At 63.9% G+C, this 25,672-nt stretch carries 23 protein-coding genes and 2 tRNA genes; 17 read left to right on the top strand and 8 right to left on the bottom strand.

Annotated elements, in window-relative coordinates; translation table 11 throughout:
* The 3 genes from Q7T45_RS19395 to Q7T45_RS19385 form a co-directional block, all read left to right on the top strand.
* Positions 1–729: efflux RND transporter permease subunit (locus Q7T45_RS19395; protein WP_304872749.1), on the top strand; the 729-nt coding region annotated here is incomplete at its 5' end.
* A 58-nt stretch (positions 730–787) separates the two neighbouring features.
* Positions 788–1,519 (top strand): tRNA-uridine aminocarboxypropyltransferase, encoded by a 732-nt coding sequence (locus tag Q7T45_RS19390; protein ID WP_370691319.1) that lies wholly within the window; start codon positions 788–790, stop codon positions 1,517–1,519.
* Between the two features lie 50 nt (positions 1,520–1,569).
* A tRNA-Cys gene (locus Q7T45_RS19385) sits at positions 1,570–1,643 on the top strand.
* A gap of 102 nt (positions 1,644–1,745) precedes the next feature.
* Here Q7T45_RS19385 and Q7T45_RS19380 read toward each other — a convergent pair.
* Complete coding sequence (locus Q7T45_RS19380) at positions 1,746–3,314, bottom strand: hypothetical protein (protein ID WP_304872746.1); 1,569 nt, start codon at positions 3,312–3,314, stop codon at positions 1,746–1,748.
* A gap of 570 nt (positions 3,315–3,884) precedes the next feature.
* On the bottom strand, positions 3,885–4,064 hold the full coding sequence (locus tag Q7T45_RS19375) for a hypothetical protein (protein WP_304872745.1): 180 nt from the start codon (positions 4,062–4,064) through the stop codon (positions 3,885–3,887).
* Between the two features lie 247 nt (positions 4,065–4,311).
* On the opposite strand from Q7T45_RS19375, the gene Q7T45_RS19370 reads away from it, so the two are divergent.
* Positions 4,312–4,467: a hypothetical protein gene (locus Q7T45_RS19370; protein ID WP_304872743.1), complete on the top strand. Its 156-nt coding sequence runs from the start codon at positions 4,312–4,314 to the stop codon at positions 4,465–4,467.
* Between the two features lie 29 nt (positions 4,468–4,496).
* On the opposite strand, the gene Q7T45_RS19365 is transcribed toward Q7T45_RS19370, so the two are convergent.
* Positions 4,497–4,742 (bottom strand): hypothetical protein, encoded by a 246-nt coding sequence (locus Q7T45_RS19365; protein ID WP_304872742.1) that lies wholly within the window; start codon positions 4,740–4,742, stop codon positions 4,497–4,499.
* A gap of 185 nt (positions 4,743–4,927) precedes the next feature.
* Here Q7T45_RS19365 and Q7T45_RS19360 point away from each other — a divergent pair, with 185 nt between their 5' ends.
* Together Q7T45_RS19360 and Q7T45_RS19355 are read left to right on the top strand one after the other, a co-directional pair.
* A complete protein-coding gene (locus tag Q7T45_RS19360; RefSeq protein WP_304872740.1) occupies positions 4,928–6,493 on the top strand; it encodes a hypothetical protein in 1,566 nt (521 codons plus the stop codon).
* A 78-nt stretch (positions 6,494–6,571) separates the two neighbouring features.
* Positions 6,572–6,796, top strand: coding sequence for a hypothetical protein (locus Q7T45_RS19355; protein ID WP_304872739.1), 225 nt, complete (start codon positions 6,572–6,574; stop codon positions 6,794–6,796).
* A gap of 100 nt (positions 6,797–6,896) precedes the next feature.
* Here Q7T45_RS19355 and Q7T45_RS19350 read toward each other — a convergent pair.
* A tRNA-Asn gene (locus Q7T45_RS19350) sits at positions 6,897–6,971 on the bottom strand.
* A gap of 271 nt (positions 6,972–7,242) precedes the next feature.
* Here Q7T45_RS19350 and Q7T45_RS19345 point away from each other — a divergent pair.
* The 5 genes from Q7T45_RS19345 to Q7T45_RS19325 all read left to right on the top strand — a co-directional run bounded on the left by Q7T45_RS19345 (position 7,243) and on the right by Q7T45_RS19325 (position 14,073).
* On the top strand, positions 7,243–7,422 hold the full coding sequence (locus tag Q7T45_RS19345) for a hypothetical protein (protein WP_304872738.1): 180 nt from the start codon (positions 7,243–7,245) through the stop codon (positions 7,420–7,422).
* 155 nt (positions 7,423–7,577) lie between these two features.
* Positions 7,578–8,243, top strand: a complete 666-nt coding sequence (locus Q7T45_RS19340) for a protein-L-isoaspartate O-methyltransferase (protein ID WP_304872737.1) — start codon at positions 7,578–7,580, stop codon at positions 8,241–8,243.
* Between the two features lie 283 nt (positions 8,244–8,526).
* Positions 8,527–9,933: a TolC family outer membrane protein gene (locus tag Q7T45_RS19335; RefSeq protein ID WP_304872736.1), complete on the top strand. Its 1,407-nt coding sequence runs from the start codon at positions 8,527–8,529 to the stop codon at positions 9,931–9,933.
* A gap of 330 nt (positions 9,934–10,263) precedes the next feature.
* Positions 10,264–11,028 (top strand): PopZ family protein, encoded by a 765-nt coding sequence (locus Q7T45_RS19330; RefSeq protein WP_304872735.1) that lies wholly within the window; start codon positions 10,264–10,266, stop codon positions 11,026–11,028.
* A 180-nt stretch (positions 11,029–11,208) separates the two neighbouring features.
* Positions 11,209–14,073 (top strand): valine--tRNA ligase, encoded by a 2,865-nt coding sequence (locus tag Q7T45_RS19325; protein WP_304872734.1) that lies wholly within the window; start codon positions 11,209–11,211, stop codon positions 14,071–14,073.
* 303 nt (positions 14,074–14,376) lie between these two features.
* Here Q7T45_RS19325 and Q7T45_RS19320 read toward each other — a convergent pair whose 3' ends face one another.
* Together Q7T45_RS19320 and Q7T45_RS19315 are read right to left on the bottom strand one after the other, a co-directional pair.
* Complete coding sequence (locus Q7T45_RS19320) at positions 14,377–15,741, bottom strand: hypothetical protein (RefSeq protein ID WP_304872733.1); 1,365 nt, start codon at positions 15,739–15,741, stop codon at positions 14,377–14,379.
* Between the two features lie 132 nt (positions 15,742–15,873).
* On the bottom strand, positions 15,874–16,479 hold the full coding sequence (locus tag Q7T45_RS19315) for a DNA-3-methyladenine glycosylase (protein ID WP_304872731.1): 606 nt from the start codon (positions 16,477–16,479) through the stop codon (positions 15,874–15,876).
* A 131-nt stretch (positions 16,480–16,610) separates the two neighbouring features.
* On the opposite strand from Q7T45_RS19315, the gene lipA reads away from it, so the two are divergent.
* Together lipA and Q7T45_RS19305 are read left to right on the top strand one after the other, a co-directional pair.
* On the top strand, positions 16,611–17,570 hold the full coding sequence (lipA, locus tag Q7T45_RS19310) for a lipoyl synthase (RefSeq protein ID WP_304872730.1): 960 nt from the start codon (positions 16,611–16,613) through the stop codon (positions 17,568–17,570).
* 8 nt (positions 17,571–17,578) lie between these two features.
* Positions 17,579–18,040: a type II toxin-antitoxin system RatA family toxin gene (locus Q7T45_RS19305; protein WP_304872729.1), complete on the top strand. Its 462-nt coding sequence runs from the start codon at positions 17,579–17,581 to the stop codon at positions 18,038–18,040.
* 141 nt (positions 18,041–18,181) lie between these two features.
* Here the strand turns inward: Q7T45_RS19305 and Q7T45_RS19300 are convergent, their stop codons facing one another.
* Positions 18,182–18,784 carry a CinA family protein gene (locus tag Q7T45_RS19300; protein WP_304872727.1) on the bottom strand — a complete coding sequence of 201 codons (603 nt, stop codon included), beginning with the start codon at positions 18,782–18,784 and terminating at the stop codon, positions 18,182–18,184.
* Position 18,785: 1 nt separating this feature from the next.
* Positions 18,786–19,967, bottom strand: coding sequence for a bifunctional 2-C-methyl-D-erythritol 4-phosphate cytidylyltransferase/2-C-methyl-D-erythritol 2,4-cyclodiphosphate synthase (locus tag Q7T45_RS19295; protein ID WP_304872726.1), 1,182 nt, complete (start codon positions 19,965–19,967; stop codon positions 18,786–18,788).
* A 281-nt stretch (positions 19,968–20,248) separates the two neighbouring features.
* Here Q7T45_RS19295 and dusB point away from each other — a divergent pair, with 281 nt between their 5' ends.
* The 4 genes from dusB to Q7T45_RS19275 all read left to right on the top strand — a co-directional run.
* Positions 20,249–21,250, top strand: coding sequence for a tRNA dihydrouridine synthase DusB (gene dusB, locus Q7T45_RS19290; RefSeq protein ID WP_304872750.1), 1,002 nt, complete (start codon positions 20,249–20,251; stop codon positions 21,248–21,250).
* A complete protein-coding gene (locus Q7T45_RS19285; RefSeq protein WP_304872725.1) occupies positions 21,247–22,422 on the top strand; it encodes a nitrogen regulation protein NR(II) in 1,176 nt (391 codons plus the stop codon). The genes dusB and Q7T45_RS19285 overlap by 4 nt, the downstream gene beginning before the upstream one ends.
* A 9-nt stretch (positions 22,423–22,431) precedes the next feature.
* A complete protein-coding gene (gene ntrC, locus Q7T45_RS19280; RefSeq protein ID WP_304872724.1) occupies positions 22,432–23,874 on the top strand; it encodes a nitrogen regulation protein NR(I) in 1,443 nt (480 codons plus the stop codon).
* Between the two features lie 149 nt (positions 23,875–24,023).
* Positions 24,024–25,672, top strand: a 1,649-nt coding sequence (locus Q7T45_RS19275) for a HAMP domain-containing protein (RefSeq protein ID WP_304872723.1), incomplete at its 3' end; no start/stop codon positions are given.

The following is a 25,672-nucleotide window of genomic DNA, read 5'->3' as shown; positions in this document are numbered from 1 at the left end:
AGGGGATTGTCGCCGCTCGCGGTCTATCATTCGCAGTCGTTTCCCTCGACCACGGTGTCGTTCAACCTGCTGCCCGATGTACCGCTGGAGGTCGCCACCACCAACATCCAGCGCGCGGTCGACGAATTGCACATGCCGGAGGGCATCCGGGGCAGTTTTGATGGCAATGCCGGCGATTTCAACAAGACCAGCGGGCGGCAGCCGCTGCTGATCCTCGGCGCTCTCATCGCGATGTATATCGTGCTCGGCGTGCTCTACGAGAGCCTGGCCCATCCCCTGACCATCATCTCGACGCTGCCTTCCGCCGGGCTGGGGGCGCTGCTGGCGCTGCAGGTGACCAATACGCCGCTGACCGTGATCGCCTTCGTCGGCATCATCCTGTTGATCGGCATCGTCAAGAAGAACGGCATCATGATGGTGGACTTTGCCCTGGACGCCGAGCGTCACCGCGGATTGTCGTCGGCCGACGCCATTTTCGAGGCCTGCAGCGCCCGGTTCCGCCCCATTTTGATGACGACGCTGGCGGCCCTGTTCGCCGGGATTCCGCTTGTGATTGCCACCGGGCCCGGTACCGAGCTGCGCCGGCCGCTCGGCATCACCATCATCGGCGGGCTGCTGGTCTCGCAGGTCCTGACGCTCTACACGACGCCGGTGATCTATCTCCTGATCGACCGGCTGCGCCGGCGCTGGTCATCCGAGCCCAAAGCGGTCGCTGCCCCCGCGGAATAGCCTCGAAAACGGCCTTTGCGTTGTTGAAGCGCACGCCCGGCAAGCGTATAGCGGGCCCATGTCAAAATCCCCCGAGCCTGAAATGGCCGCCGCCGCTGAAGCGGTGCCGGAATGTCCGCGCTGTAAAAAGCCGATGCCGCTGTGCATCTGCGACAGCATCACGCCGATCGAGAGCAAGATCTCGATGCTGATCCTGCAGCACCCGCAGGAGCAGGACAGGTTGCTTGGCACCGCGCGGCTGGCCGCGCTGCATTTTCCGAACGCGGTGCTCAAGATCGGCCTGTCATGGCCGAGCCTGTCCAAGGCGCTGGGGCGCCGGGTGCTCGATCCCTCGCGCTGGGCCGTGCTCTATCTCGGTTCCGCCAAGGTCGCCGACATCGAAACCGACCGCGATATCGTCGCCATCGACCACAAGGGCAGGGCCGAGGAAAACCAGCGCGGCATCCTGAAAGACATCGAGGGGATCGTGCTGCTCGACGGCACCTGGAGCCAGGCCAAGGCGCTGTGGTGGCGCAACGCCTGGATGCTGAAATGCCAGCGCGTCATTCTCGGCCCGGCGCAGCCGTCGCGCTACGGCAAGCTGCGCAAGGAACCGCGCGGTGACGGCCTTGCCACCATCGAGGCGGCGGCGATGCTGCTCGCGAGCCTTGAGAAGCGGCCCGATATCGCCGAGACGCTGCACGCCAGTTTCGAGCGGATGCTGGCGCGGTACCGGCAAGTGCAGGACACGATGCCGGAGATCGCGCCCAAGCCGAAGAAGAAGGATTACAGGCGGCGCAAGCGGGCCTGAGCAGCCTTGGTTGCCTATATCAGGCGGGCCGTATAAGAGATCGCCCAAGGGGCCACGTGGCGGAGTGGTTACGCAACGGTCTGCAAAACCGTGCACTCGGGTTCGATTCCCGACGTGGCCTCCATTAATATAATCAGAAGCTTATGACGTATTACTCAGGTTTTTCATGAACTTTCTGCTGCGGCGATAGCCGGCCGTTGATTTGCGGTCCGAAGCTGATTCATGGTCATCGGCTTGGCGTGACGACGATCCGTTCGACGGTATCGCCGAAACTTTGATCCAGCACGGTTTCGGTGCGCGCGGTCTGCGGTTCGATCTTGCTGTCCCTTGACTGGATAATCAGAACCGTGCGTCCGACTTTTTCAAACTGATCGAGATAGTTCCACTCCACCGGGCCGGAATGCGCGCGCCAGAGTTTTTTCAGGCCCCCGTCGTAAGTCAGGCTATCCGCCGCAGTGGTCTGGGGAAACAGCCGAGCAAATTTCAGATCGGACCAGGCCAACCCGAACAGGACTGCCCAGGGTTTGTAACCTGATCGATAGGCGCCGATAACAACGGGATTTTGATATCGCGCGATGACCTCATTGACCGCCTTCTCGTTCTCCCGGCGCAGCGCACGCTCATTTGCAAATGCCGAAGACATGTTCTGGATGGAGACGACAGCGATGATCGAGGCGACCATTGCTGCAACCACGTATGGCAATTGCCGCCTGGCAAAACGGCTGACTGCCCAAACAATGACGGACGGTGCTATCGCCACCGCCGGCATCAGGTAATGGATCGCGTAGTGTTTCAGGACGAGAAGTATCATCGTCCCCAGCGTCGCAGCGATGACGGCCGCCTTGAGTCGCTCGCCGGACCTCGACAACAGCATCACTGCCGTTACGGCAACTGCCGCGACCACCAGCAAAGGTTCGGCGGACGCGATCAGGCCAGCCCTTTCCGGTATCACGGCCCAGTCGATGAACCCCGCCGCCCCGTCGCCGTGACGACCTTCATGCGTGGCAATGGCGAACAGCCAGCCGAATACGCGTTTCAATTGGCTGATGATGGGCAGTAGAAGGAGAAATCCATACAGAGCGCTTGCCGATATCGCGATGAATATCGCCCGCGGCCGCCTGAGAAGCAGCGTCAACAGCACCAAGGGAAAGAAGTTCACTTTGCTGGCGATGCCAAGTGCGATGAAAAAGCCTGCCGCCCCGGCCCGTCGATCCGAACAGTCTCTGTCGGCAAACAAAACCGGTGTCAGGACACACATCAAGGCGGTTGCGGAAAGACAGAGAATGGCTTCGGGGGCGGCGTGGAAGACCCGGGGAAAAAGCGCTCCGAAAAGAAAATATCCTGTTTGGCAGGCAATGCCGGCCACCGCGAAGCCCGTTGCCCGGGCAATGGCGGCGCCGAGGCAATAGACCGCCATGCAATTCATGACCAGAAACGTCGTCATGATGACGCGGAGGTATTCCTCCGGATTGGTTGCAATGGATACCGGAAATGCCAGCGAGGTCAGTCCGGACAGCCTTGCGATCGACCATGAAAGGATGCTGATCAGTCCTGTCAGGATATGGACCGGCGTTCCAGGATGGTCGGTGTGAGAAGGATTGTAGCCCTTCATCAGGCCGGCACCGTTGAACAAGTACTGGTAGGCGCAGTCGTAGTCCAGGTACTGCAGTCCCGAATAAATGGGACTCATGTAACCGATCATCACAAGACCGGTGACCAGCATGCCCACCGGAAAAATCAGCAACGCGATCGCTGATCCGGACAGGGCATACCAGCGCGACGCGCGACTCGTCATTGTGCTGGTTCGGCGGGGTGGCCGGACAATGCCTTCGAATTGCTTGTCTCTGCGTGGCTCACGCCCGAACTCCCCCGCGCCCCTTTTCACAGCGGGGCCGTCATCCTTCCATCTCAGCTATCAAGACGGAGATCAAGTTCCCCAGGAGCCCATGATCGAGGCAGGCGGTCACCCGCTTCTCAGGCGCCACAGCGGCAATGTTCAGAGTCCGCAATGGCGTTCTGATGCGGTCACGCGAGGAGATCGATGACGTTCTGGCAGAGGCCGCGTCGGGTCGCACGCGCGCCGTCGGGGCAAAGAAACGGTGCCAGCACCCATGCAGCTTTTCCCGATGGTCTTAATGCCGAGGAACGGGAACGTGGTGAGCGACGGCTTAAGCCGTGTCCGCGCATTGGAGAAGCTGCCAAGCGTCTGGCAGAATGAAGCCGGCAGCGGCATCAGACGGCGGGGCGGTGGAGAGGATGGAGACCCGGCGAACGTCAGTATGCGCTCGATTCGAGTCACAGGCTCTACGAGCATCATCAACGCCTTGCGCTGATTATCTCAGAGACAAGGGAAAGCCGAGTGGCTTCAGCAGGCGGCGTACCAGCCTTCCGGAAACGGCACCAGCGGCCAGGCCATCTGGTTGTCATTGGCGGCTCTCGGCGGCTCCTCGAAAAGCGGCAGCTCGGCCAAGAAATCTTCCTGCGGCGCGGGTTCAATCGCCATCCTGACGCTCTCCAGCAATCGGTTGTATTCAACTTCGCTCATGGCGCTCTCCCTCGTTCGAGAGCGCACCATCTCAAAAGTGTTTTGGTTCCAGATTGAACGGATCGCTCAAATTTTATCGATCGAGCTATCGCGGTCGTCTTGGTTACTGATGTCCTAAAGTCCCGCGGCCACACTAGGTGGTTCCGCCCGCGGCCTTTTGTGAGAAAAATCACATCTCGCTGAAAAATTTTGCCGTATTCCCAAAATCATCACGGCTTCCGCGAGCCGTCAACACGGGAGAACGGCCATGACTGCAAGGTTTGACCGGGCCTGGGCCAAAGCGAGCCGCGTCAATATTGCCACTTCGGTCGGCTTCCTGCTGGCCGCGCCCGGCACCGCAATCCGCCTCCGCCGCGAGAGCCTCACCGAGGCGTGCAGGGCGTGTACGAGCGGTGAGGGTTGATGGCGCCGGATCGCGTTACCTCGCGAAGATCACGGAAAGACCGGCCGGTCGCCGGTCTGTTCCGGTGCCTTGTCGTTTGATGGACCTGGCAGCGCGTCTTCGCGCCGCTCGATCGGCGGCACCGGCCCCGGCGCGGGAGGCAGATACGTTTCTGCGGGTTCATCCAACGGAGCGTGTGAGAACGGGTCCACCACCTTGCGCGACGGCACGATGGTGAAGCTGTCAGTTCGGTCGACGCCTGGGCCCGAAGACCCATCTCTGGGCTTGGTCGCCATCGCTTGCTCCATCACGCGCGGCCCATAGAGGCGCGCCTGTACGTTCATATTTAGGAAGCGGCCAACAGAAACCAACCGCTTGAAGGCGAAGGAAGGCGGTCGGCCAACAACCCAAGCCGCTTGATGACGCACTATTCAACCTGTACTATAGTTTGGAGTATAGACCATCGAGGGTGAGGCTTGCCATGGCAGATCCCCGTTTTGCGATGAGCCTTGAAGCATCTGTTCCCCAGGGTGAACCGCGGGTGGTGGAGTTCCAGCCGCCGAGCGCGCCGCTAGAGCCGCGTTTCGCGCGGGACGCGCTGGAAGCGGTGCGCCCGGAGGACCGCGCGCCGAAGCCGTTGCGGAAGGCCAAGGAGCCGCTTCCCGTCGCTGACGAGCCGCCGGAATCCGCGATCTCCAACAAAAGCGTGCTCGCCGAAAGTACCGGCACTGCGGGCGAGACGCAGGCGCCCGCTGCGCCGCCGCCCGCGGCGCCGTCGCAGGGTGGCTTCATCGCCGGTCAGCACAACAACACCAGTATTCCGCCCGATACGAGCGGGGCGGTCGGCCCCACCCACGTCATGACGGCGCTCAACAATGATGTCATGATCCATGATCGCGCGGGTGCCTTGGTGAGCAAGACCACGCTGAACCGGTTCTGGCAGGCGCTGGGCTTTGCGGGGGGCACGTTCGATCCGAAGCTCGTCTATGATCCGTTCGCCGAGCGATTCATTTTCGTGACCATGCAGAACGCGGAGAGTTCGGATTCCCGGATACTTATCGCCGTCAGCCGCACAAGCGATCCGCGCGGGCTGTGGTTCCCCGCAGCCATCCCGGTGGATGCGGCGGCGCAGGGAAATGTCTGGCTGGATTATCCAAGCCTCGGTTTCTGCGCCGACAAGATCACCGTCAGCGTCAACCTGTACACCATCAGCGGCAACGGCTTTGCCGGGGCGACCATCTACGCGTTCGACAAGGCCGCGATGGTGGCGGGCACGCCCGCCGCCATGCAGCGCTTCGTGCTGGTGAGCCAGGGCGGCACGCATGCGCCCGCAGTGACCTACGATGCCAGCCTGACCACGCAATATCTGGTCAGCCGCTGGTCGCTGCGCACGGCGGCAGTGTTCGAACTGACCGGCAGCCCGGCGGCCAACACCGCCCAGCTCAGTCCGCCCAGGATTGTACAGACCGGCGGCAGCGGTTGGGACAACCAGCCCTCGACGAGCATCGCGCCGCAGAACGGCTCCACCCGAACCATCAATGCCGGCGATGATCGCATGCAGAGCGCTTGCTTCCGCGGCGGCAAGCTCCACGCCGTCCACAGCATCTTCCTGCCGCAGGGGGGATCCACGCGGTCCGCCGTGCAGTGGTGGGTCATAGATCCGGCGAACTCGAGCCTCGCGAATGGTCGGATCGACGATACAAGCGGGACGTTCATGTACGCGTTTCCATCGCTATCGGTGAACCGGAATGGCGACATCATGATCGGCCATGCGGTGTTCTCCAGCACGACCTTCGCGGCCGGCGCCTACACGCTCAAGCTGGCCGGCGCCGCTGCGGCGCAGCCGGTGGTCTTCGCGCCGGGGGCGGCGACCTACTTCGTGACGTTCGGAGGCGCGCGGAACCGGTGGGGCGACTATTCGGTCACCCAGGTCGATCCGCAGGACGACAGCACTTTCTGGACCTGCCAGGAGTTCGTCCTTTCGCAGGACGTCTGGGCCGTCAAGTGGAACCAACCCGCCGTCTCTGGAGGCCCCGCCACCTCGTAACGCTCGAAAGACTCGTCATCGCGCGTTCGAGCCCGCCGGGGCGGACACGATCGTTATGAACAGGCAAGGACACTGACGATGTACACCTTGATCCGCAGTACTCCGCTAAGCCGCCTGCTCGCGCTGGTGACGCCTTCCTTTCTGGTCGCTTTCGCCATCGCGGAGTTTTTCTACAAGTTCAAGAGCTTTGCCCTCGAATGCGTCGCCTTCCTGCTGACCTGGCTGGTGATTGAAGCCATCCTCGCCGGTTTGCATCGCCTGTGGGCAGGTCGCCAGGCGCTGTCGCAATCCGGGGGCCAGTGACCCGTTGCCTTGCGTCGGGCAGCGGCATCCGGCGGCACAACGCGCGAGTTCGAAACCTCGTGCGCTCGCTGTCGTGAACTATTGATTCAAAGAGAAAGCTTGGCTCCCCGGGCTGGATTCGAACCAGCGACCATTCGATTAACAGTCGAATGCTCTACCGCTGAGCTACCGAGGAACAGGCGAAACAATCGTTCGCAAGCCGGCTGCGTATAACAAAGCCTTTCGGGCTTGCAAAGGACGAAATAGCCCGTTCCGACGCGGCATCAAGAGAGCGGCGAAACTGCCTGCGCCACAACGATTTGTTGCGTTTCCCAGCCGGCGGGCCGCGGGCTTGGTGCCTCGCCGGCGCATTGCCGCCACCCGCGTTTAGCATCGATCAGCCGCCAAAAGGGCCCATTCGCCGACGATCCTCGATCGCGCCGGACTTGAACCCTCGAGGTGATTCGATGCCAGACGTCCTGATCGATCTCGCAAAACCGGTGCCGTCGATCATTCCCTGCGATATTCCAGCGCTGAGCGACGACGAATGCCTGCTCCGGCTCTCCCGGGCCGTCGCCGGGCACGATGCCGACGATCTGAACGAGGTGGCGCGGTTGATCGCGCGGCTGGCGGTGGCCATCGAATAGACCGGCCGGCTGCTGCTGGAACCGGCGCATCGGGGAGGGTGGCGCGCCGGCTCAGCGGTTGCCGGCGGCATGTTGCGTTTTGACGATCCTTGTACCAAAGATGGCGCGCTTCGCCCCTGCGGGCTCGCGCCCGCGCCGTCCGAAAAGGTCTGTCAATGTCCGGTTTTTCGACCGCGCGCCAGAAAATGGTCGATGGCCAGGTGCGCCCCAGCGACGTCACCGATATCCGAATCCTCGACGCCATGCTGGCGGTGCCGCGCGAGGCCTTTGTCCCGGCCAGCCAGCGCGCGCTGGCCTACCTCGACCTCGATCTCGACGTCAGCGAGGGGGATTCGGCCAAACGCTTCCTGATCAAGCCGGTGGTCACGGCGAAGATGCTCCAGGCTGCCGAGATCAAGCAAGGCGACAGCGTCCTGGTGGTGGGGTGCGCCACCGGCTATGCGGCGGCGATCATCGCCAAGCTGGCCGGGCAGGTGACGGCGACCGAGAGCGATTCGTCGCTTGCCGCGAAGGCTGGGGATGTTCTGGCCGGGCTTGGGCTGGCGAATGTCACGGTGCGGGTGGCGGCCGCCGCCGAGGGCGATCCGGCCAACGCGCCCTATGATGCGATCGTCATCAACGGCGCTACCGAGACCGTGCCGGACCGGCTGTATGGCCAGCTCAAGGAGGGGGGCCGGCTGGTCGGCGTTTTCGCCACCACCCAGCCGCCGCGGGCCACCATCGTGACCCGCTCGCATGGCGATTTCGGGAACCGGGCGCTGTTCGACGCCGCGGTTCCGGTGCTTCCCGGCCTGGAGCGGGTTGTCGCCTTCGTTTTCTAGGCGGTTCCAGCCCTTGCCAGCCCTTGCCAGTCCTTGCCGGCCCTTGTTCGGGGTTTGCCCGTGCTCGGCCGCCCCTTGGCCGTTCTCTGGAAACTGACCAAATTCCGTTCCCGATCAGAAGTGTGGCCCAGATGCCCCACGTCCAGAGTTTCCGTTGCTTGGGGGTGCGGGGTGGTTCCGTCGCGCCCATGTGCGGAATAAGGTGAGCTGGGACTCACTTGGACTGCAGCGACGTCCGGCTCATCGCTCGAGCCGGCGAACAAGAATGAATGGATTTCCTGGGATGCGTGGTGTGAAGGTCTTAACCGGAGCTGCGGCTGCGGTCCTTCTGTTGGCATGGATGGGCCCGACGCCGGCCCTGGCCGACACCATCGAGGCGGCGCTGGTGCGCGCCTATCAGAACAATCCGCAGCTCAACGCGCAGCGCGCCTCGGTCCGATCGACCGACGAAAACGTGCCGCAGGCATTGTCCGGCTATCGCCCGCGCGTAGCGGTCACCGGCAGCGCCGGTTATCAATTCTCCGAGACGGTCACCACTGCTGGCGGCACGCCCGAGAAACTCGTCCGAACTGGAAATCGCGGCGCCAACTCGCCGCGCAGCATCGGCGCTACGGTGACGCAGACGCTGTTCAACGGACAGCAGACCGCGAACCGGACCCGCGCGGCGGAGAGCCAGGTTTCCGGCGCGCGCGAAGCGCTGCGGGTGCTCGAACAGAGCGTGCTGCTGTCGGCCGCCACCATCTACATGGACTATCTGCGCGACTCCGCGATCGTCGAGGTGCAGAAGAGCAACGTCCGCGTTCTCGAACAGACCTTGAAGCAGACCAAGGACCGCTTCAGCGTCGGCGAGGTCACGCGCACCGACGTCGCGCAGTCCGAGGCGCAACTCGCGGCGGGCAAGACCCAGCTGCTGACCGCCGAAGCCAATCTGACCACGACGCGATCGAACTTCCGCCGCATCATCGGCAACGAGCCGGTCGCTCTCGCGCCGGGTTCGCCGGTCGATCGCTTTCTGCCGGGAACACTACCCTCCGCGGTCGATCTGGGGTTGACGCAAAATCCCAACGTGACCGCTGCGATGTTCGGCATCGATGTCAGCTATCTCCAGGTCAGGGTCAACGAAGGCGCGCTGTTGCCCACGGTGACGCTGCAGGCCTCGGTGCAGCAGTCCCAGGAACAGACCATGACGATCCAGCGCTCGTTCAGCGCCTCGGCGCTCGCGCAGCTGTCGGTCCCGGTCTACCAGGGCGGCGCCGAATACGCGCTGATCCGCCAGTCCAAGGAAACCCTGGCGCAGCAGCGCCTCAACCTCGAACAGGTCCGCGACCAGACCCGCGCCAATGTGGTGACGGCATGGGGACAACTGGTGGCGGGCAAGGCGCAGGTCCAGTCGGCCCAGTCGCAGGTGTCGGCATCCGAGATCGCGCTCAACGGCGTGCGCGAGGAAGCCAAGGCCGGACAGCGCACCACGCTCGACGTGCTGAACGCCCAGCAGGCGCTGGTCAACGCCCGCGTCGCGCTGGTCACCGCACAGCATGATCGCGTGGTCGCGTCCTACTCCGTCCTGGACAAGGTCGGACGGTTGTCGCCGGTGGTGCTCAAGCTTCCCACCACGGTCTACGACCCCAGTGTGCATTATCACCAGGTCCGCGACAGCTGGTTCGGTGTTCGCGTTCCCGACGGCCGCTGATCCCCACCATCGCTGCATGAGCACAGGCCGCCTCCTCGAGCGCTCGCGAGCGTGAAAGGGGCGGCGCGTTGCTTGCAATCAATTGTTGCCATGACATACCGTTATTCGAGGCAGCAGGGCGATTCGCGCCGCATCTAAGACAACACAAGACCGCGACGCTTCGGTGCCCTGAGCAGGGGCGGGGTCCCGAACGATGTGTTGAGCGGCGCTTGATCTGGGGACAAGTCAGGCTTGAGCGGTGAAAATCCCGGCCTGCATCTCCAGAACCGGCAAATCCTGTCTCGCTTGGTGTAAAACGCACCGGAGGGCGTTGATGATGTGGAGTCGGCGATGACGCAACCTGCAAAGGTCCAGGAACCCTCGATGGAGGAGATTCTGGCGTCGATTCGTCGTATCATCGCCGACGACGAAGCCAAGCCGCCGGTTGCCGAAAAGCCCGCCAGCCCGGCGGCTCCTGCGAAGCCGGCCGCGGCGGCGCCAGCGGCCAAGCCTGCCGCCATGGCTGACATTCCACCGTCGGCGATTGCCCCGGCGCCGAAGCCCGCACCCCCGCCGGCCAAACCCGCAGCCCCTCCCGCCGCGCCGGCGCCCGCGCCCGCCGTATCCAACAGCCAGGACGACATCGACGCCCTGCTCAACGGCCTCGACGAGGCGACCGTGCCGGAGGAGATCCGTCCGCCCCTGCCCGACGGTGATGTGTTCGAACTCACCGACGACATGGCGGTAGCGATGGAGCAGGCGCCACCACCGCCCCCGCCGCAAGCTTCATTCCGGAAAGTCGAGCCGCAGGACGATCTGGAATTTGCCGAGAGCGCAGCTCGCGCGGCGCCACGGCAGCCGGCCTACGAACCGCCGCCGTTTGAAAGTGCCGCGCCGGTCCAACAGATCCTGTCGCACACCACCGTGTCCGCCGTTGAATCCGCCTTCAACTCGCTCGCCAACACCGTGCTCAGCAACAATGCGCGGACGCTGGAAGACCTCGTCAAGGAAATGCTGCGGCCGATGCTGAAGAACTGGCTCGACGACAATCTGCCGGGCCTCGTCGAGCGCATCGTCAAAGCGGAAATCGAGCGGGTTTCCCGCGGCGGCCGTTAGGGCGATTCGGTTCTGCTTGGCTGGACCTCAGCCGCCAAGGGCCAATACCGGCCCTCATTCAGTCCCAGATCCGGCCTAATCCTGCGTCCGGCGTACCTGTCGTGTTGACTTGTCAGGTTGACTTGGCGCGTTCCGGCGGCTTTCTAGCCCGTTCCACAGCCCCAAAGATTGCATCTCCCGATGATCGAGAAGAACTACCAGCCCGCCGATATCGAAACCCGCATGGCCCGCCTCTGGGAGGAAGCAGAGGCTTTCAAGGCCGGTCGGCCCGAGCGACGTGACGCCAAACCCTTCACCGTCGTGATCCCGCCGCCGAACGTGACCGGCTCGCTGCATATGGGGCACGCGCTCAACAACACGCTGCAGGACATCCTCTGCCGCTTCGAGCGGATGCGCGGGCGCGACGTGTTGTGGCAGCCCGGTACCGATCACGCCGGCATTGCGACCCAGATGGTGGTCGAGCGCCAGTTGATGGAGCGCCAGGAACCCGGCCGCCGCGACATGGGCCGCGCCAAATTCCTCGAGCGGGTCTGGCAGTGGAAGGCCGAGAGCGGCGGCGTCATCGTCAATCAGCTGAAGCGGCTCGGCGCCTCCTGCGACTGGTCGCGCGAACGCTTTACCATGGACGAGGGACTGTCGCGCGCGGTCGCCAAGGTGTTCGTCGAGCTCCACCGCGAAGGGCTGATCTACAAGGACAAGCGGCTGGTGAATTGGGACCCGAAATTGCTGACCGCGATTTCCGATCTCGAGGTGCAGCAGATCGAGGTCAAGGGCAGCCTCTGGTATCTGCGCTATCCGCTGGAAGGCAAGACTTTCAATCCCGAGGATTCTTCGAGCTTCATCGTGGTCGCCACCACGCGGCCGGAGACCATGCTCGGCGATACCGCGGTCGCGGTGAATCCCGACGATGAGCGCTATGCCGACCTGGTCGGCAAGCACGTCATCCTGCCGCTGGTCGGACGAAAGATTCCTGTTGTCGCGGACGAATATTCCGATCCCGAAAAAGGCTCGGGCGCGGTCAAGGTCACGCCGGCGCATGACTTCAACGATTTCGAGGTCGGCCGCCGGCACAATCTGCCGCAGATCAGCATACTCGATCAGGAGGGCTGCCTCGCGCTGGTCGACAATGAGGATTATCTGCGCGGCCTGCCGGAAGGCGCCTCGCAGCTTGCGGAAGAACTGCATGGCACCGACCGGTTCGCCGCGCGAAAACTGATCGTGGCGCGGCTGGAGGATTTCGGCTTCCTGGAGCGGATCGAGCCGAACACGCATATGGTGCCGCATGGCGACCGCTCCGGCGTCGTGATCGAGCCATATCTCACTGACCAGTGGTACGTCGACGCCCACACCATGGCGCAACCCGCCATCGCGGCGGTGCGCTCGGGCGCGACGAATTTCGTGCCGAAGAACTGGGAAAAGACCTATTTCGAATGGATGGAGAACATCCAGCCCTGGTGCATCTCGCGCCAGCTCTGGTGGGGCCACCAGATTCCGGCGTGGTACGGGCCGGATGGCAAAGTTTTCGTCGCCGAGACCGAAGAGGAAGCGGTCGGCAATGCGCTCGGCTATTACGTCGAGCAGGAAGTCATCACGCCGGAGCAGGGCGACGAGATGGCGCGCGATCCGGACAAGCGCGAGGGTTTCATCACCCGCGACGAGGACGTGCTCGACACATGGTTCTCCTCGGCGCTGTGGCCGTTCTCGACGCTCGGCTGGCCCGACGACGAGACCGATGTGGCGCGCTATTATCCGACCGACGTCCTCGTCACCGGCTTCGACATCATATTTTTCTGGGTCGCCCGCATGATGATGATGGGCATGCACTTCATGAAGGACGTTCCGTTCCCGACGGTCTACATCCACGCCCTCGTCCGCGACGAGAAGGGCGCCAAGATGTCGAAGTCGAAAGGCAACGTTATCGATCCCCTGCATCTGATCGACGATTACGGCGCCGACGCGCTGCGCTTCACGCTGGCGGCGATGGCGGCGCAGGGCCGCGAGATCAAGCTCGCTTCGCAGCGTGTCGAGGGCTACCGCAATTTCGCGACCAAGCTGTGGAACGCCTGCCGCTTCGCGGAGATGAACGGCTGCGCGCTGCCGCCGGATTTCGACGCCACACAGGCGACGCAGACGCTGAATCGCTGGATCGCGCACGAGACCGCGCGCGCAACGCGCGAGGTCACCGAGGCGATCGAGGCTTATCGCTTCAATGATGCCGCCGCCTCGATTTATCGCTTCGTCTGGAACGTGTATTGCGACTGGTATCTCGAGCTCGCAAAGCCCGTGCTGATGGGCGAGGAGGGCGCCGCCAAATCCGAAACCCTTGCCATGGTGGCGTGGGCGCGCGACGAAATCCTGAAACTGCTGCATCCGTTCATGCCCTTCATCACAGAGGAGTTGTGGGCGGTGACGGCCAGGCGCGACGGCCTGCTGGTGCTGACGGCATGGCCGCGCAAGGCCGGGCTGACGTCGGACGAGGCCGTGATGATGGCGACCACCAGCCCGAACGACGGGCTGCTGCCGCCGGTGCTGCTGGCGCTGGATACCGGCGATTTCAGCGATCCCGCCGCCGAAGCGGAGATTGGCTGGGTGGTCGATCTCGTCACAGCGATCCGTTCGGTGCGCGCGGAGATGAACATCACCCCGGCGACGCTGACGCCGCTGGTGCTGGCCGGCGCCTCGGACGAGACCAGGGGACGCGCGCAACGCTGGAACGACGTGGTCAGGCGGATGGCGCGGCTCGGCGAGATTTCCTTTGCCGACCGTCCCCCGGAAGGCGCGGTGCAATTGCTGGTGCGCGGCGAGGTCGCGGCGCTGCCGCTCAAGGGCGTGATCGATCTTTCCGCCGAGAAGACGCGGCTCGACAAGGAACTGGCCAAGGCCGAGGCCGACATCAAGCGCGTCGATGCCAAACTCGGCAACGAGAAATTCGTCGCCAACGCGCCGGAAGAAATCGTGGAGGAAGAAAAGGAAAAGCGCGACGCCGCGGCGGCGCGCAAGGCCAAAATCCTCGAAGCGCTGGAGCGGCTGAAGAACGCGGCTTAGCGCATCGTTTTCCGTCATGGCCGGGCGTCGTCCCGGCCATCCGTGCCTTGCTGCTGCTATGCTCGTAGGACGTGGATGCCGGCACAAGGCCGGGCACGACGAGGCCAAGGATGCTCGATCGCGGTTCGACCCGACCGGAACACACGTGACAGGGATCGACCGATGCTGGACCACGTTTCCATCACGGTGTCGGACCTATCAGCCGCCGAGCGTATCTACGTCCCGATCCGCAACGGCACGAAACCGGAGACGCCCCGGGCCGCCGAAGCGGTAGTTGAACCGAGCCGTTCCGTTCCGCCCCGGCTAAGGCGACAACGTCCGCAACCAAAGTCCGAAAGGTGTCCCTGGATCGCGCCGGCTGGAGTATTCGATCCGAACATAATACTTTCGGCCAGCGGGGAGCGTCACTTTGAGTGCTTGCGGCGCCAAGAGGTCATCTCGCAGAGAGGTCCCTTCAACCGTGGTACTCGCGAGCAACGTTCCGGCGGCATCTTCGACGAAGGCCCGTGCTGCCGCCGTCAAATTGTAGAGCCGCAGTTCGAGCCGGCGCGCCTCGGAAAGATCGAACAGATAGAACTGCTCAGGAGCTTCCAATCCAACCCAATCGCGAACGACGTATTCGTGGGCGGGCTCAAGTACGCTCGAGACATTCGGAATCTCGCCCCGATTCTTGTAATGGATATAGCGCGAAACGAGTCCATACCGGCCATTGTTCGTGAGATTGCCCAGTTCCATGTCCGCCAGCTTTTGCGCACGGTTGCGATCGCGCCCAGGCACCAGGCCGGCATTGAGCGCGACGAATTGACCTCGATAGTTTCCGAGGCCCGCCATGCCGACACTCTCGATCTTCAGGCAATAGAATCCGGGATCGAGTAACAGGCCTTCCTCGCGCAACGTGCTGTTGCGGAAGGCAATCTGGGCTCCATCGAGCGGATTGATCACGCTCACGGCGTATTTGCTCGATGGAGCCGGGCCGAGCATCGAACCGGTAAGAGAAAATCCATACGGCACGTAGAAGGCATAAAATGAAGGTTGCCGGCGCTCGTCGAACGATCCTTCGATGACCTTGGCGGGGCCGCTGAAAGAGCCAAATGAAGGAGCGCCGCGGCAGGCGGTGCCGCCGCGCTCGACAAAAGGTACCTGGCGGGGACGCAAGGTCAGCGTGTAAGTGAGATTGCGGTTGGCCGCGGTACCTGCGTCGGTCTTGACCTCAATATAATAGATACCGCCACCGAGCGGCAGCTTGAAATCCTCGTCGGCTGCGCCACGGCTGGCGTAAATGCTCCTCGTTCCGCTCTGATCGTAAATTTCAAGCCACATCGTCGTGGATGGATTCTCGTCCAGATGGACCGAGAGCTCCCAGTCATTGAAGCTGAACGGGAGCGCAAATTTATAAAAATCGCGGCTGTCGAAACCCCAGGGGACCTTGCCGAGCTGCTCGCGGATATTGACGCCGGCGGTGTTCAGCGTCCCCAGATCTATCGCACGCTCTATCGAATTGTTGAACCCGTTACCGTCGTGATCGGGTGTCCAACTCTCGGCGCTGGCTGCCGACCATGTCGTAACCAACAAGCCGATGAGTATCGCCAAGAAAGTCTGAGATCGCAGCATGCCGGCCCCCGCCTCAATTCGCGCGCAATTTACAGAAGCGGTGAGCGGTGTCGTCAACAAGATCCGGGAATCCCAACCACAGCCGTCGGCGGTTGCACGAAGGCCGTCCAACAGCCGCTTTTTACAACAGGCGGCTCGGCGTATGGGCCCCGGCGTTCGCCGGGGCGACAAGTCGTGGGCTCCTTGGTCTCAAAACCCCTTGCTGAGAAACCTCGAACCCTTCAGCCCGTACCGCCACGGCAATTCCACCGCCTTGGTGATGCCGATCCGCACACCCGCAACGATCTCCGGCTTTTTCTTCCGCGCATGCAGCGCAATCGGCGACGCATCCAGCGCCAGCCCATTATGCGCATCGGTAATCGCCAGCGCCTCCGTCAGCTTGCCCGGCCCCGAGCACAGCGCGCGCTCGTCGTGCAAGCCACGGCGCCGGCGCATCGCGGCTATGCCGTGCGTCGGTTCGAGCGCGCGGATCAGCACCGCGCTGGCCGAGCCCTCTTTCTCGCAGACTAAATTGACGCACCAGTGAATGCCGTAGGAGCGATAGACATAGGCAAAGCCCGGCGGGCCGAACATCACGAGGTTGCGCGGCGTCGGCCCGCGGAACGAATGCGCGGCGGGATCGGTGTGATGATAGGCCTCGACCTCGACGATGACGCCACCGACGCCGTCGACCAGCAGCGTGGCGCCGATCAGGTTGGGCGCCACCTCATGCACGCTGCGCGCGAAGAAGGCGCGCTTCAGCGGCCTGCCCAGATCGGCGGCGGTCGCAACAGGGGGAATGCGGCTTCGAGCCATTCAAATCGGGGCTGGGGAGGGTGGAATGCGCCTGACAAGGCAATATGCTAAAGCATGCCAGCCAACAAGCCGGGCGGTTGCGATTCCCCTTCAAGCGGATTAGCTAAGCCTCGAAGGGATATCAATATTCCATGGTCGTCGTCGTCGATACCATCTCCGCCACGCCGCTGCGTCCGCGCCACCCCGAAAAGGTGAACCGGCCGGATGCGCTGTCGCCGCCAAAGCCGGACTGGATCAGGGTGCGGGCGCCGAATACCCGCGGCTATGCCGACACCCGCGCCATCGTCAAGGAAAACGGCCTGGTCACCGTCTGCGAAGAGGCGGGCTGCCCGAACATCGGCGAATGCTGGGACAAGAAGCACGCCACCTTCATGATCATGGGCGACACCTGCACCCGCGCCTGCGCGTTCTGCAACGTCAAGACCGGCATTCCCACGGCGCTCGATGCGGCCGAGCCGGACCATGTCGCGGAGGCCACCTTCAAGCTAGGGCTCGCCCATCTCGTGGTCACCTCGGTCGACCGCGACGACCTCGCCGATGGCGGCGCCGAACATTTTGCACAGACCATTCGCGCGATCCGGGCGCGCTGCCCGTCGACCACGATCGAGATTTTGACGCCGGATTTCCTGCGCAAGGAAGGCGCGCTCGAGATCGTGGCGAAGGCCAAGCCCGACGTCTTCAACCACAATCTGGAAACGGTGCCGTCGCGCTATCTCACGGTGCGCCCGGGCGCGCGCTATTTCCATTCGATCCGGCTGCTGCAGCGGGTCAAGGAAATCGATCCCACCATCTTCACCAAGTCCGGCATCATGGTCGGGCTCGGCGAGGAGCGGCATGAGGTGCTGCAGGTGATGGACGATCTCCGTTCGGCCGACGTCGATTTTCTCACCATCGGGCAGTACCTGCAGCCGACCCGCAAGCATCACGCCGTGATGCGCTACGTCACCCCCGATGAATTCGCCGGCTACGAGAAGGTGGCCTATACCAAGGGGTTCCTGATGGTATCGGCGAGCCCGCTGACCCGCTCGTCGCATCACGCCGGCGACGACTTCGCAAAACTTCGGGCGGCGCGCGCGGCGCGGGCCGGCTGAGTTTCTCGATGCCGAAATTCTCCAGCAAGCGCCGGGTAATCCACAGCGCCGAGCAGATGTTCGACCTCGTCGCCGATGTCGAGCGCTATCCCGAATTCGTGCCGCTGTGCCATTCCCTCAAGATCCGGCAGCGCACGCCCGGGCCCGACGGCACCGAAATCGTGGTCGCCGACATGACGGTGTCGTTCAAGCTGGTGCGCGAGGCCTTTACCAGCCGGGTGACGCTGGACCGTTCCAATTTGAAGATCATGGTGGAATATCTGAAGGGGCCGTTCAGCAATCTGGAGAACCGCTGGAGTTTCGAACCGAGATCCGAGACCGCCTGCGACGTCGGGTTTTTCCTGTCCTACGAATTCAAGAGCCGGATGCTGGCCATGCTGATGGGCACCATGTTCGACACCGCGTTCCAGCGCTTTGCCGCGGCGTTCGAGAAGCGGGCGGATGTGATTTACGGGAAAGGGAGCGTCTAGCTCCGACGTTCCCCGGACGCGGTGCGCCACGAAGTGGTGCGCCGCAGAGCCGGGGTCCATCGTGCTGTACGGAAAGCTTCTGGGTCCCGGTTCTGCGAAGCAGCGCTGCGCGCTGCATCGCGCCCGGGACACGAGAGTGTGTCACGCCCTTGGCGGCCTTCGCCGCTTCACCGCGCTGCGGCGCGGCGTGCGGGCGACGCGGGGACGCAGCCGGCTCATGGTCTGGCGGCGCGGTTTTACCGGCGCCTGCGGGCCGCGCGCGAGCTCCGTCAGCATGCGCAGGGCTTCGACCACTGAGCGCAGGCGCACCGCGCTGCGGCCGATCGCGCCGAACCGGCATTCGCGGTGCAGGATGCGGCCGTCGCGCGCGGCGACCGCGAGATGGACCAGCCCGACCGGCTTGCCCGGCGTCGCGCCGCCGGGGCCGGCGATGCCGGTAATGGAGACGGCGAGGTCGACGCCGGCTTTCTCCAGCGCGCCGAATGCCATCGCGGTCGCGGTCTCCTTGCTGACCGCGCCGAAGTTGGCAAGCGTGGTGGCCTTGACGCCGAGCATCGCGCGTTTGGCATCGTTCGAGTACGTGACAAAACCGCGGTCGATGACGTCGGAGGAGCCGGGAATGTCGGTCAGCGCGGCGGCGACCATACCGCCGGTGCAGGATTCAGCGGTCGCAATGGTGAGCTTGCGCATCCGGCACAAATCGAGCAGCGAGCGGGAGAGGGCGCGGGCGTCGCTGCCGCTCATGCTATTCGCTCCAGGGAAGACGGATGGTGGCGCTCGCGGTCGCAGCGATGCCTTCCTCGCGGCCGGTAAAGCCGAGCCGCTCGCTGGTGGTGGCCTTGACGGCGATGCGCGAGATGTCGAGCCCGGTGATGTCGGCGATCCGCGCCCGCATGGTGTCGCGCAGCGGGCCGATTTTCGGGCGTTCGCAGATCATGGTCACTTCGAGGTTGGCAATGCGGCCGCCGCGCGCGGTGACGCGGTCCACCGCGTATTTCAGGAAGCGGTCCGACGCTGCCCCCTTCCACTGCGGATCGCTCGGCGGAAAATGCGAACCGATATCGCCGTCCGCCAGTGCGCCGAGGATGGCGTCGACCAAAGCGTGCAGGCCGACATCGCCGTCGGAATGGGCGAGAAAGCCGCGTGTGTGCGGCACGCGCACGCCGCAGATCATCAGGTGATCGCCGTCGCCGAAGGCGTGCACGTCGTAGCCGGTGCCGGTCCTGATGTCGCCGAGCGTGGCTGCCAGGCGCGCTTCCTCGCGGACGAAATCTTCCGGGGTGGTGAGTTTCATGTTCGCAGGATCGCCTTCAAATGTCGCCACCGTCAATCCCGCCCATTCCGCCAGCGCCGCATCGTCGGTGAAGTCGCTGCGGCCCTCGCGCGCGGCGCGGCGATGGGCGTCGAGAATGACGTCGAAGCGGAAGGCCTGCGGGGTTTGCGCGATCCGCAGCCGCGCGCGCTCCGGCGTCGCTTCGACATTGCCGCTGCCGTCGACCAGCTTGATGGTGTCGGTGACCGCGATCGCCGGCACCGCGGCGCCGGTGCGGCCGGCGGCGTCGATCGCGCGCGAAATCAGCGCCGCCGATACGAACGGACGCGCCGCGTCGTGGATCAGTACGACATCCGGCCTCTGGCTGGCGAGCGCTTCCAGGCCGGCATGCACCGAGGCCTGTCGCGTCGCACCGCCATTGGCGGGCGGCGCGTGACTCAATTCACGGACGGCATCGTTGAACATGGCGGTGTCATCGGGATTCAAAACCGGCTGCACGGCAAACACCTGCGGATGGCGGCAGAACGGCTCCATCGCCCGGAAGATCACGGTCTGCCCGCCGATCGAACGATATTGCTTCGGGCCTCCCGAACCGGCCCGAAGCCCGCGCCCGGCTGCGACAAGGATGGCTGCTGTCCGTTCAGGTCCGGGCATTTGGATTAATTACTGACAATTCGGGGTTGAAGGAGGGAACGGAGGTCCGTTGGCGCCCTCCCTATCATGCCGAGGGCGTAAAAACAGGTCGTTTGCCGATAGCTGTGGGAAAAGCATATTTTGCTGCAGTGCACTTGCACAATTGCAAGAACTGTCTAAAGTGTAGGCATAAAGCTTGACTGCACAAGATTTGTGCTCAAAATGGCTCCCGGCAGACGCAATGTTGCGCGAGCCAGAAAAACGAGAACTCCGTGACTGCGGTATCCTCAAATCCTAAGCCATTGAAAATAGGCGATATTGAGGTCTCCAACCGGGTACTTCTCGCGCCGATGTCCGGCGTCACGGATGCCCCGTTTCGGCGTCAGACCGCGACCCTTGGGGCGGGACTCGTCGTGTCCGAGATGACCGCCAGCGATGATCTCGTCAACGGCCGCCCGATGTCGCTGTTGCGCTGCGAGGCGACCGGGATCGGTCCGCACGTCGTGCAGCTCGCGGGCTGCCAGGCGCACTGGATGGCGGAGGGCGCGCGGATCGCCGAGTCCGCCGGCGCCGACATCATCGATATCAACATGGGCTGTCCGGCCCGCCACGTCACCGGCGGCCAGTCCGGTTCCGCGCTGATGCGCGATCTCGATCACGCCCTGACGCTGATCGAGGCCACGATCGCGGCGGTGAAAGTGCCGGTCACGTTGAAGATGCGGCTCGGCTGGGACGATCGCTCCCTCAACGCGCCGGAACTGGCGCGCCGCGCCGAAGCCGCCGGCGTACAGATGATTTCGGTGCATGGCCGCACCCGCTGCCAGTTCTACAAGGGCGAAGCCGATTGGGGCGCGGTGCGCGCCGTCCGGGATGCGATCGCCATTCCGCTGGTGGTCAACGGCGACATCACTTCGTTCGAGAAGGCGGTGACGGCGCTCGAAATGTCCGGCGCCGACGCGATCATGATGGGGCGCGGCGCGCAGGGCCAACCGTGGCTGCCCGGCCAGATCGGACGCCGGCTCGAATCGGGCATCCCGGAGGACGCGCCTGATCTGGCGCAGCAGCTCGACTATATCCGCGCGCTCTATGACGAAGTCTGCAGCCTCTACGGCCTGCGCATCGGACTGCGCCACGCCCGCAAGCATCTCGGCTGGGCGCTTGAAGTCGCATCTCAATACAGCTGCGCGCCGGCGGCGACGCTCAAGGCCTGGCGACAGAAGATATTGACATCAGACGATCCGAACCGCGTTCACCGATCCCTTGAAGATGCATTCGACGACTTTGCATGGAGTGCTGCTGCATGAGTTTAGCCGCAGAACATCGCCGAAATTTGCCGTCGGAAAGCGAGGCCATCCTCAACGCCTTGCCGAATCCGGTGCTGCTGATCGCGCCCGACGGCAAGATCATCGACGCCAACATGGCGGCGGAATCGTTTTTCGAGATTTCGACCCAGTTTCTGCAGCGCCAGTCGCTGAAGGAGCTGGTGCCGTTCGGCAGTCCGTTGCTGGCGCTGATCGACCAGGTGCGCTCGAGCGGTTCGCCGGTCAATGAATACAAGGTCGATCTCGGTACGCCCAGGATCGGCGGCGATCGCCAGGTCGATTTGCACGTCGCGCCGCTCACCGAGCGGCCCGGACATATCGTGGTGATGCTGCAGGAACGCACCATCGCCGACAAGATGGACCGGCAATTGACGCATCGAAGTGCGGCGCGTTCGGTGATCGCGCTGGCCGCGATGCTGGCGCACGAAATCAAGAACCCGCTGTCCGGCATTCGCGGCGCGGCGCAGCTGCTGGAGCAGGCGGCCTCGTCGGAAGACCGCATGCTGACGCGGCTGATCTGCGACGAGGCGGACCGCATCGTCACGCTGGTCGATCGCATGGAAGTGTTCGGCGACGACCGGCCGGTGGCGCGCGGTCCGGTCAACATTCACAGCGTGCTCGATCACGTCAAGCGGCTCGCCCAGTCCGGCTTCGCCCGCAATATCCGTTTCGTCGAAGACTACGATCCGTCGCTGCCGCCGGTGCTGGCCAACCAGGACCAGCTGATCCAGGTGTTTCTCAATCTGGTGAAGAACGCCGCCGAGGCGGTGGTCGATCTCGGCAGCGATGCCGAGATCCAGCTCACCACCGCGTTCCGTCCGGGCGTTCGGCTCTCGGTGCCCGGCAAGAAATCGCGGGTGTCGCTGCCGCTCGAATTCTGCGTCAAGGACAATGGCGCCGGCGTGCCGGACGACCTGCTGCCGAACCTGTTCGATCCGTTCGTCACGACCAAGCCGACCGGCAGCGGCCTTGGTCTCGCGCTGGTCGCCAAGATCGTCGGCGATCATGGCGGCATCATCGAATGCGAATCCCAGCCGCGGAAAACCACCTTCCGCGTGCTGCTGCCGATGTTCAACCCGACCAAGCAATTCGACCAAAGCAACCGCGACGGCGTTCCGGGGACGCCGTCGCATGCCTCACAGGACTCCAGATGAGGAATGACAATGCCCGCAGGTAGCATACTTGTAGCCGACGATGACACCGCCATCCGTACGGTTCTGAACCAGGCTCTCTCGCGCGCCGGCTATGAGGTGCGCCTGACCGGGAACGCGGCAACGCTGTGGCGCTGGGTGAGCCAGGGCGAGGGGGATCTCGTCATCACCGACGTGGTGATGCCGGACGAGAACGCCTTCGATCTGCTGCCGCGGATCAAGAAGATGCGGCCCAATCTGCCTGTCATCGTGATGAGCGCGCAGAATACCTTCATGACGGCGATCCGCGCTTCGGAGCGCGGCGCCTATGAATATCTGCCAAAGCCGTTCGACCTCAAGGAGCTGATCACCATCGTCGGCCGCGCGCTGGCGGAGCCCAAGGAGCGGGTGGCCAGCCATCCCGACGAAAACGAGTTCGATTCGATTCCGCTGGTCGGCCGCTCGCCCGCGATGCAGGAAATCTACCGGGTGCTGGCGCGGCTGATGCAGACCGACCTCACCGTGATGATCTCCGGTGAGTCCGGCACCGGCAAGGAACTGGTCGCCCGCGCGCTGCACGATTACGGCAAGCGGCGCAACGGCCCGTTCGTCGCGGTCAACATGGCGGCGATCCCGCGCGATCTGATCGAGTCGGAATTGTTCGGCCATGAACGCGGCGCCTTCACCGGCGCCAATACCCGCGCCTCGGGCCGGTTCGAGCAGGCCGAAGGCGGCACCCTGTTCCTCGACGAAATCGGCGACATGCCGATGGAGGCGCAGACCCGCCTGCTGCGCGTGCTTCAGCAGGGCGAATACACCACGGTCGGCGGCCGTACACCGATCAAGACCGACGTGCGCATTGTCGCGGCGAGCAACAAGGACCTGCGTATCCTGATTCAGCAGGGCCTGTTCCGCGAGGATCTGTTCTTCCGCCTCAATGTCGTGCCGCTGCGTCTGCCGCCGCTGCGCGAGCGAATCGAGGATTTGCCGGATCTGATCCGGCATTTCTTCACGCTGGCCGAGAAGGACGGATTGCCGCCGAAGAAGCTCGATACGCTGGCGCTGGAACGCCTGAAGCAGCATCGCTGGCCCGGCAATGTGCGCGAACTTGAAAACCTCGCACGCCGGTTGGCGGCATTGTATCCGCAGGACGTGATCACGGGCTCCGTGATCGATGGCGAACTGGCGCCTCCGGCGGTGTCGTCGGGCGGCAGCGTCCAGCTCGGCGTCGACAATCTCGGTGGCGCCGTCGAGGCCTATCTGTCGTCGCATTTCTCGGGCTTCCCCAACGGCGTGCCGCCGCCGGGGCTCTACCACCGGATCCTCAAGGAAATCGAGATTCCGCTGCTCACGGCGGCGCTGGCGGCCACGCGCGGCAATCAGATTCGCGCCGCCGATCTGCTGGGCCTCAACCGCAACACGCTGCGGAAGAAGATCAGGGATCTGGACATTCAGGTCTATCGCAGCGGCAGCTAACGGCTGCCCGACATGGAATACGTTCATAAACCGGGTCCGCGCAGTTCAGTGCAGGCGCGCCGCGGAATTGTCGCAATTCGGCAACAATGTGATATGAATGCATCAGTCCGCTGCCGGCGGACATAGCCTTCAGCTCACACCTTGCCGGAATGACCAGCGCAGACACCTCGACCTCATCGTTCGATCCGACGTTTGCTGAATCCAAGGGATCGACCCTGCGGAGGTGGCTGGCGCCGTTTGCCGTCGCCATTGCGCTGCTGTCGGCGTTCCTCACTTTTGTCGTCCTGACCGGCCTGACGCCGATCGAACCGACCCGCGAGGTGGTCTATTCGTTCCTGCTGATCAATGCGGCGTGCATCCTGCTGCTGGTCGGCATCATCGTGCGCGAGGTCTGGCAGGTGGTCCAGGCCCGCCGCCGCGGCCGGGCGGCGGCGCGGCTGCACGTCCAGATCGTCAGCCTGTTCTCCGTCATTGCGGTGTTGCCGGCGGTTCTGGTGGCGGTCGTCGCCAATATCACCATCGATCGCGGCCTCGACCGGCTGTTTTCAGGCCCGACACGCGAGGTGATCCAGAATTCGCTGATCGTGGCCAACGCCTATCTGCATGAGCATGCCCAGCTCATTCGCGGCGACATCCTGGGCATGGCCAACGACATTGCCAACGCGCGGCCGCTGTTCGACCAGGATCGCGGAACCTTTCGCCGGCTGCTGACCGCAAGCGCCGCCTCGCGCAACCTGCCGGGCGCCATGGTGATCGACAAGGACCGCAATATCCTGGAGACCGCACAAACCGGCATCGCGCAGGCCTTCACGACGCCGGCCCCGGAGTTCCTCAGCGGTGTCGATGAAACCGAACCCCAGATTGCCGTGTTCATCGAAGCGAATTACGTCGCCGCCGTGATCCGGCTGCGCGCCTTCAACGACACCTTCCTCTATGTCGCCCGTCTGCTCGATCCGCGCGTGGTGGCGCAGCTCAGGCAGACCCAGGCCAGCGTCGCCGAATACGCCCAGATGGAGTCGCGCAAGCTCGGCATCCAGGTGGCGTTCGCACTGATGTTCGCGGTGATCGCGCTGACCATCCTGATGGCCTCGGTGCTGATCGGGCTGAATTTCGCCAATTGGCTGGTCGCGCCGATCCGGCGGCTGATGGGCGCCGCCAATATCGTCTCGACCGGCGACCTGAATGTCCAGGTGCCGGTTCACAAGTCCGAGGGCGATCTCGCCCAGCTCGGCGAAACCTTCAACAAGATGACGCAGGAGCTGCGCACGCAGCGCGACGAACTGGTCGGCGCCAGCGAGCTGATCGACAGCCGGCGACGGTTCATCGAGGCGGTATTGTCGTCGGCGAGCGCAGGCATCATCGGCGTCGATGCCGCCGGCAACGTCGGTATTCTCAACCGTTCCGCCGAAAAACTGATCGGCCATGCGGAATCCGAGACGCTGGACCATCCGCTGTCGGATGTGCTGCCCGAACTTGACGACATGATGAAAACCGCGCGCGAAGGCACCCAGCGGCTGGTACAGGGCCAGATCACGCTTCTCCGCGACGGCCACGAGCGCAATCTGTCGGTGCGGGTCAGCGCCGAACAGACCAGCCAGTCGCGCGACAGCTATATCATCACGCTCGACGACATCACCGAGCTGGTTTCGGCGCAGCGGACCTCGGCGTGGGGCGACGTCGCCCGGCGCATCGCGCACGAAATCAAGAACCCGCTGACGCCGATCCAGCTTTCGGCCGAACGTATCCGCCGCAAATTCGGCAAGGTCATCACCGAGGACAAGGCGATCTTCGAGCAATG

Source organism: Bradyrhizobium sp., from assembly GCF_030646015.1.
In the GTDB taxonomy this organism is placed as follows: Bacteria; Pseudomonadota; Alphaproteobacteria; order Rhizobiales; family Xanthobacteraceae; genus Bradyrhizobium.
This window is presented reverse-complemented; position numbering and strand designations above follow the sequence as displayed.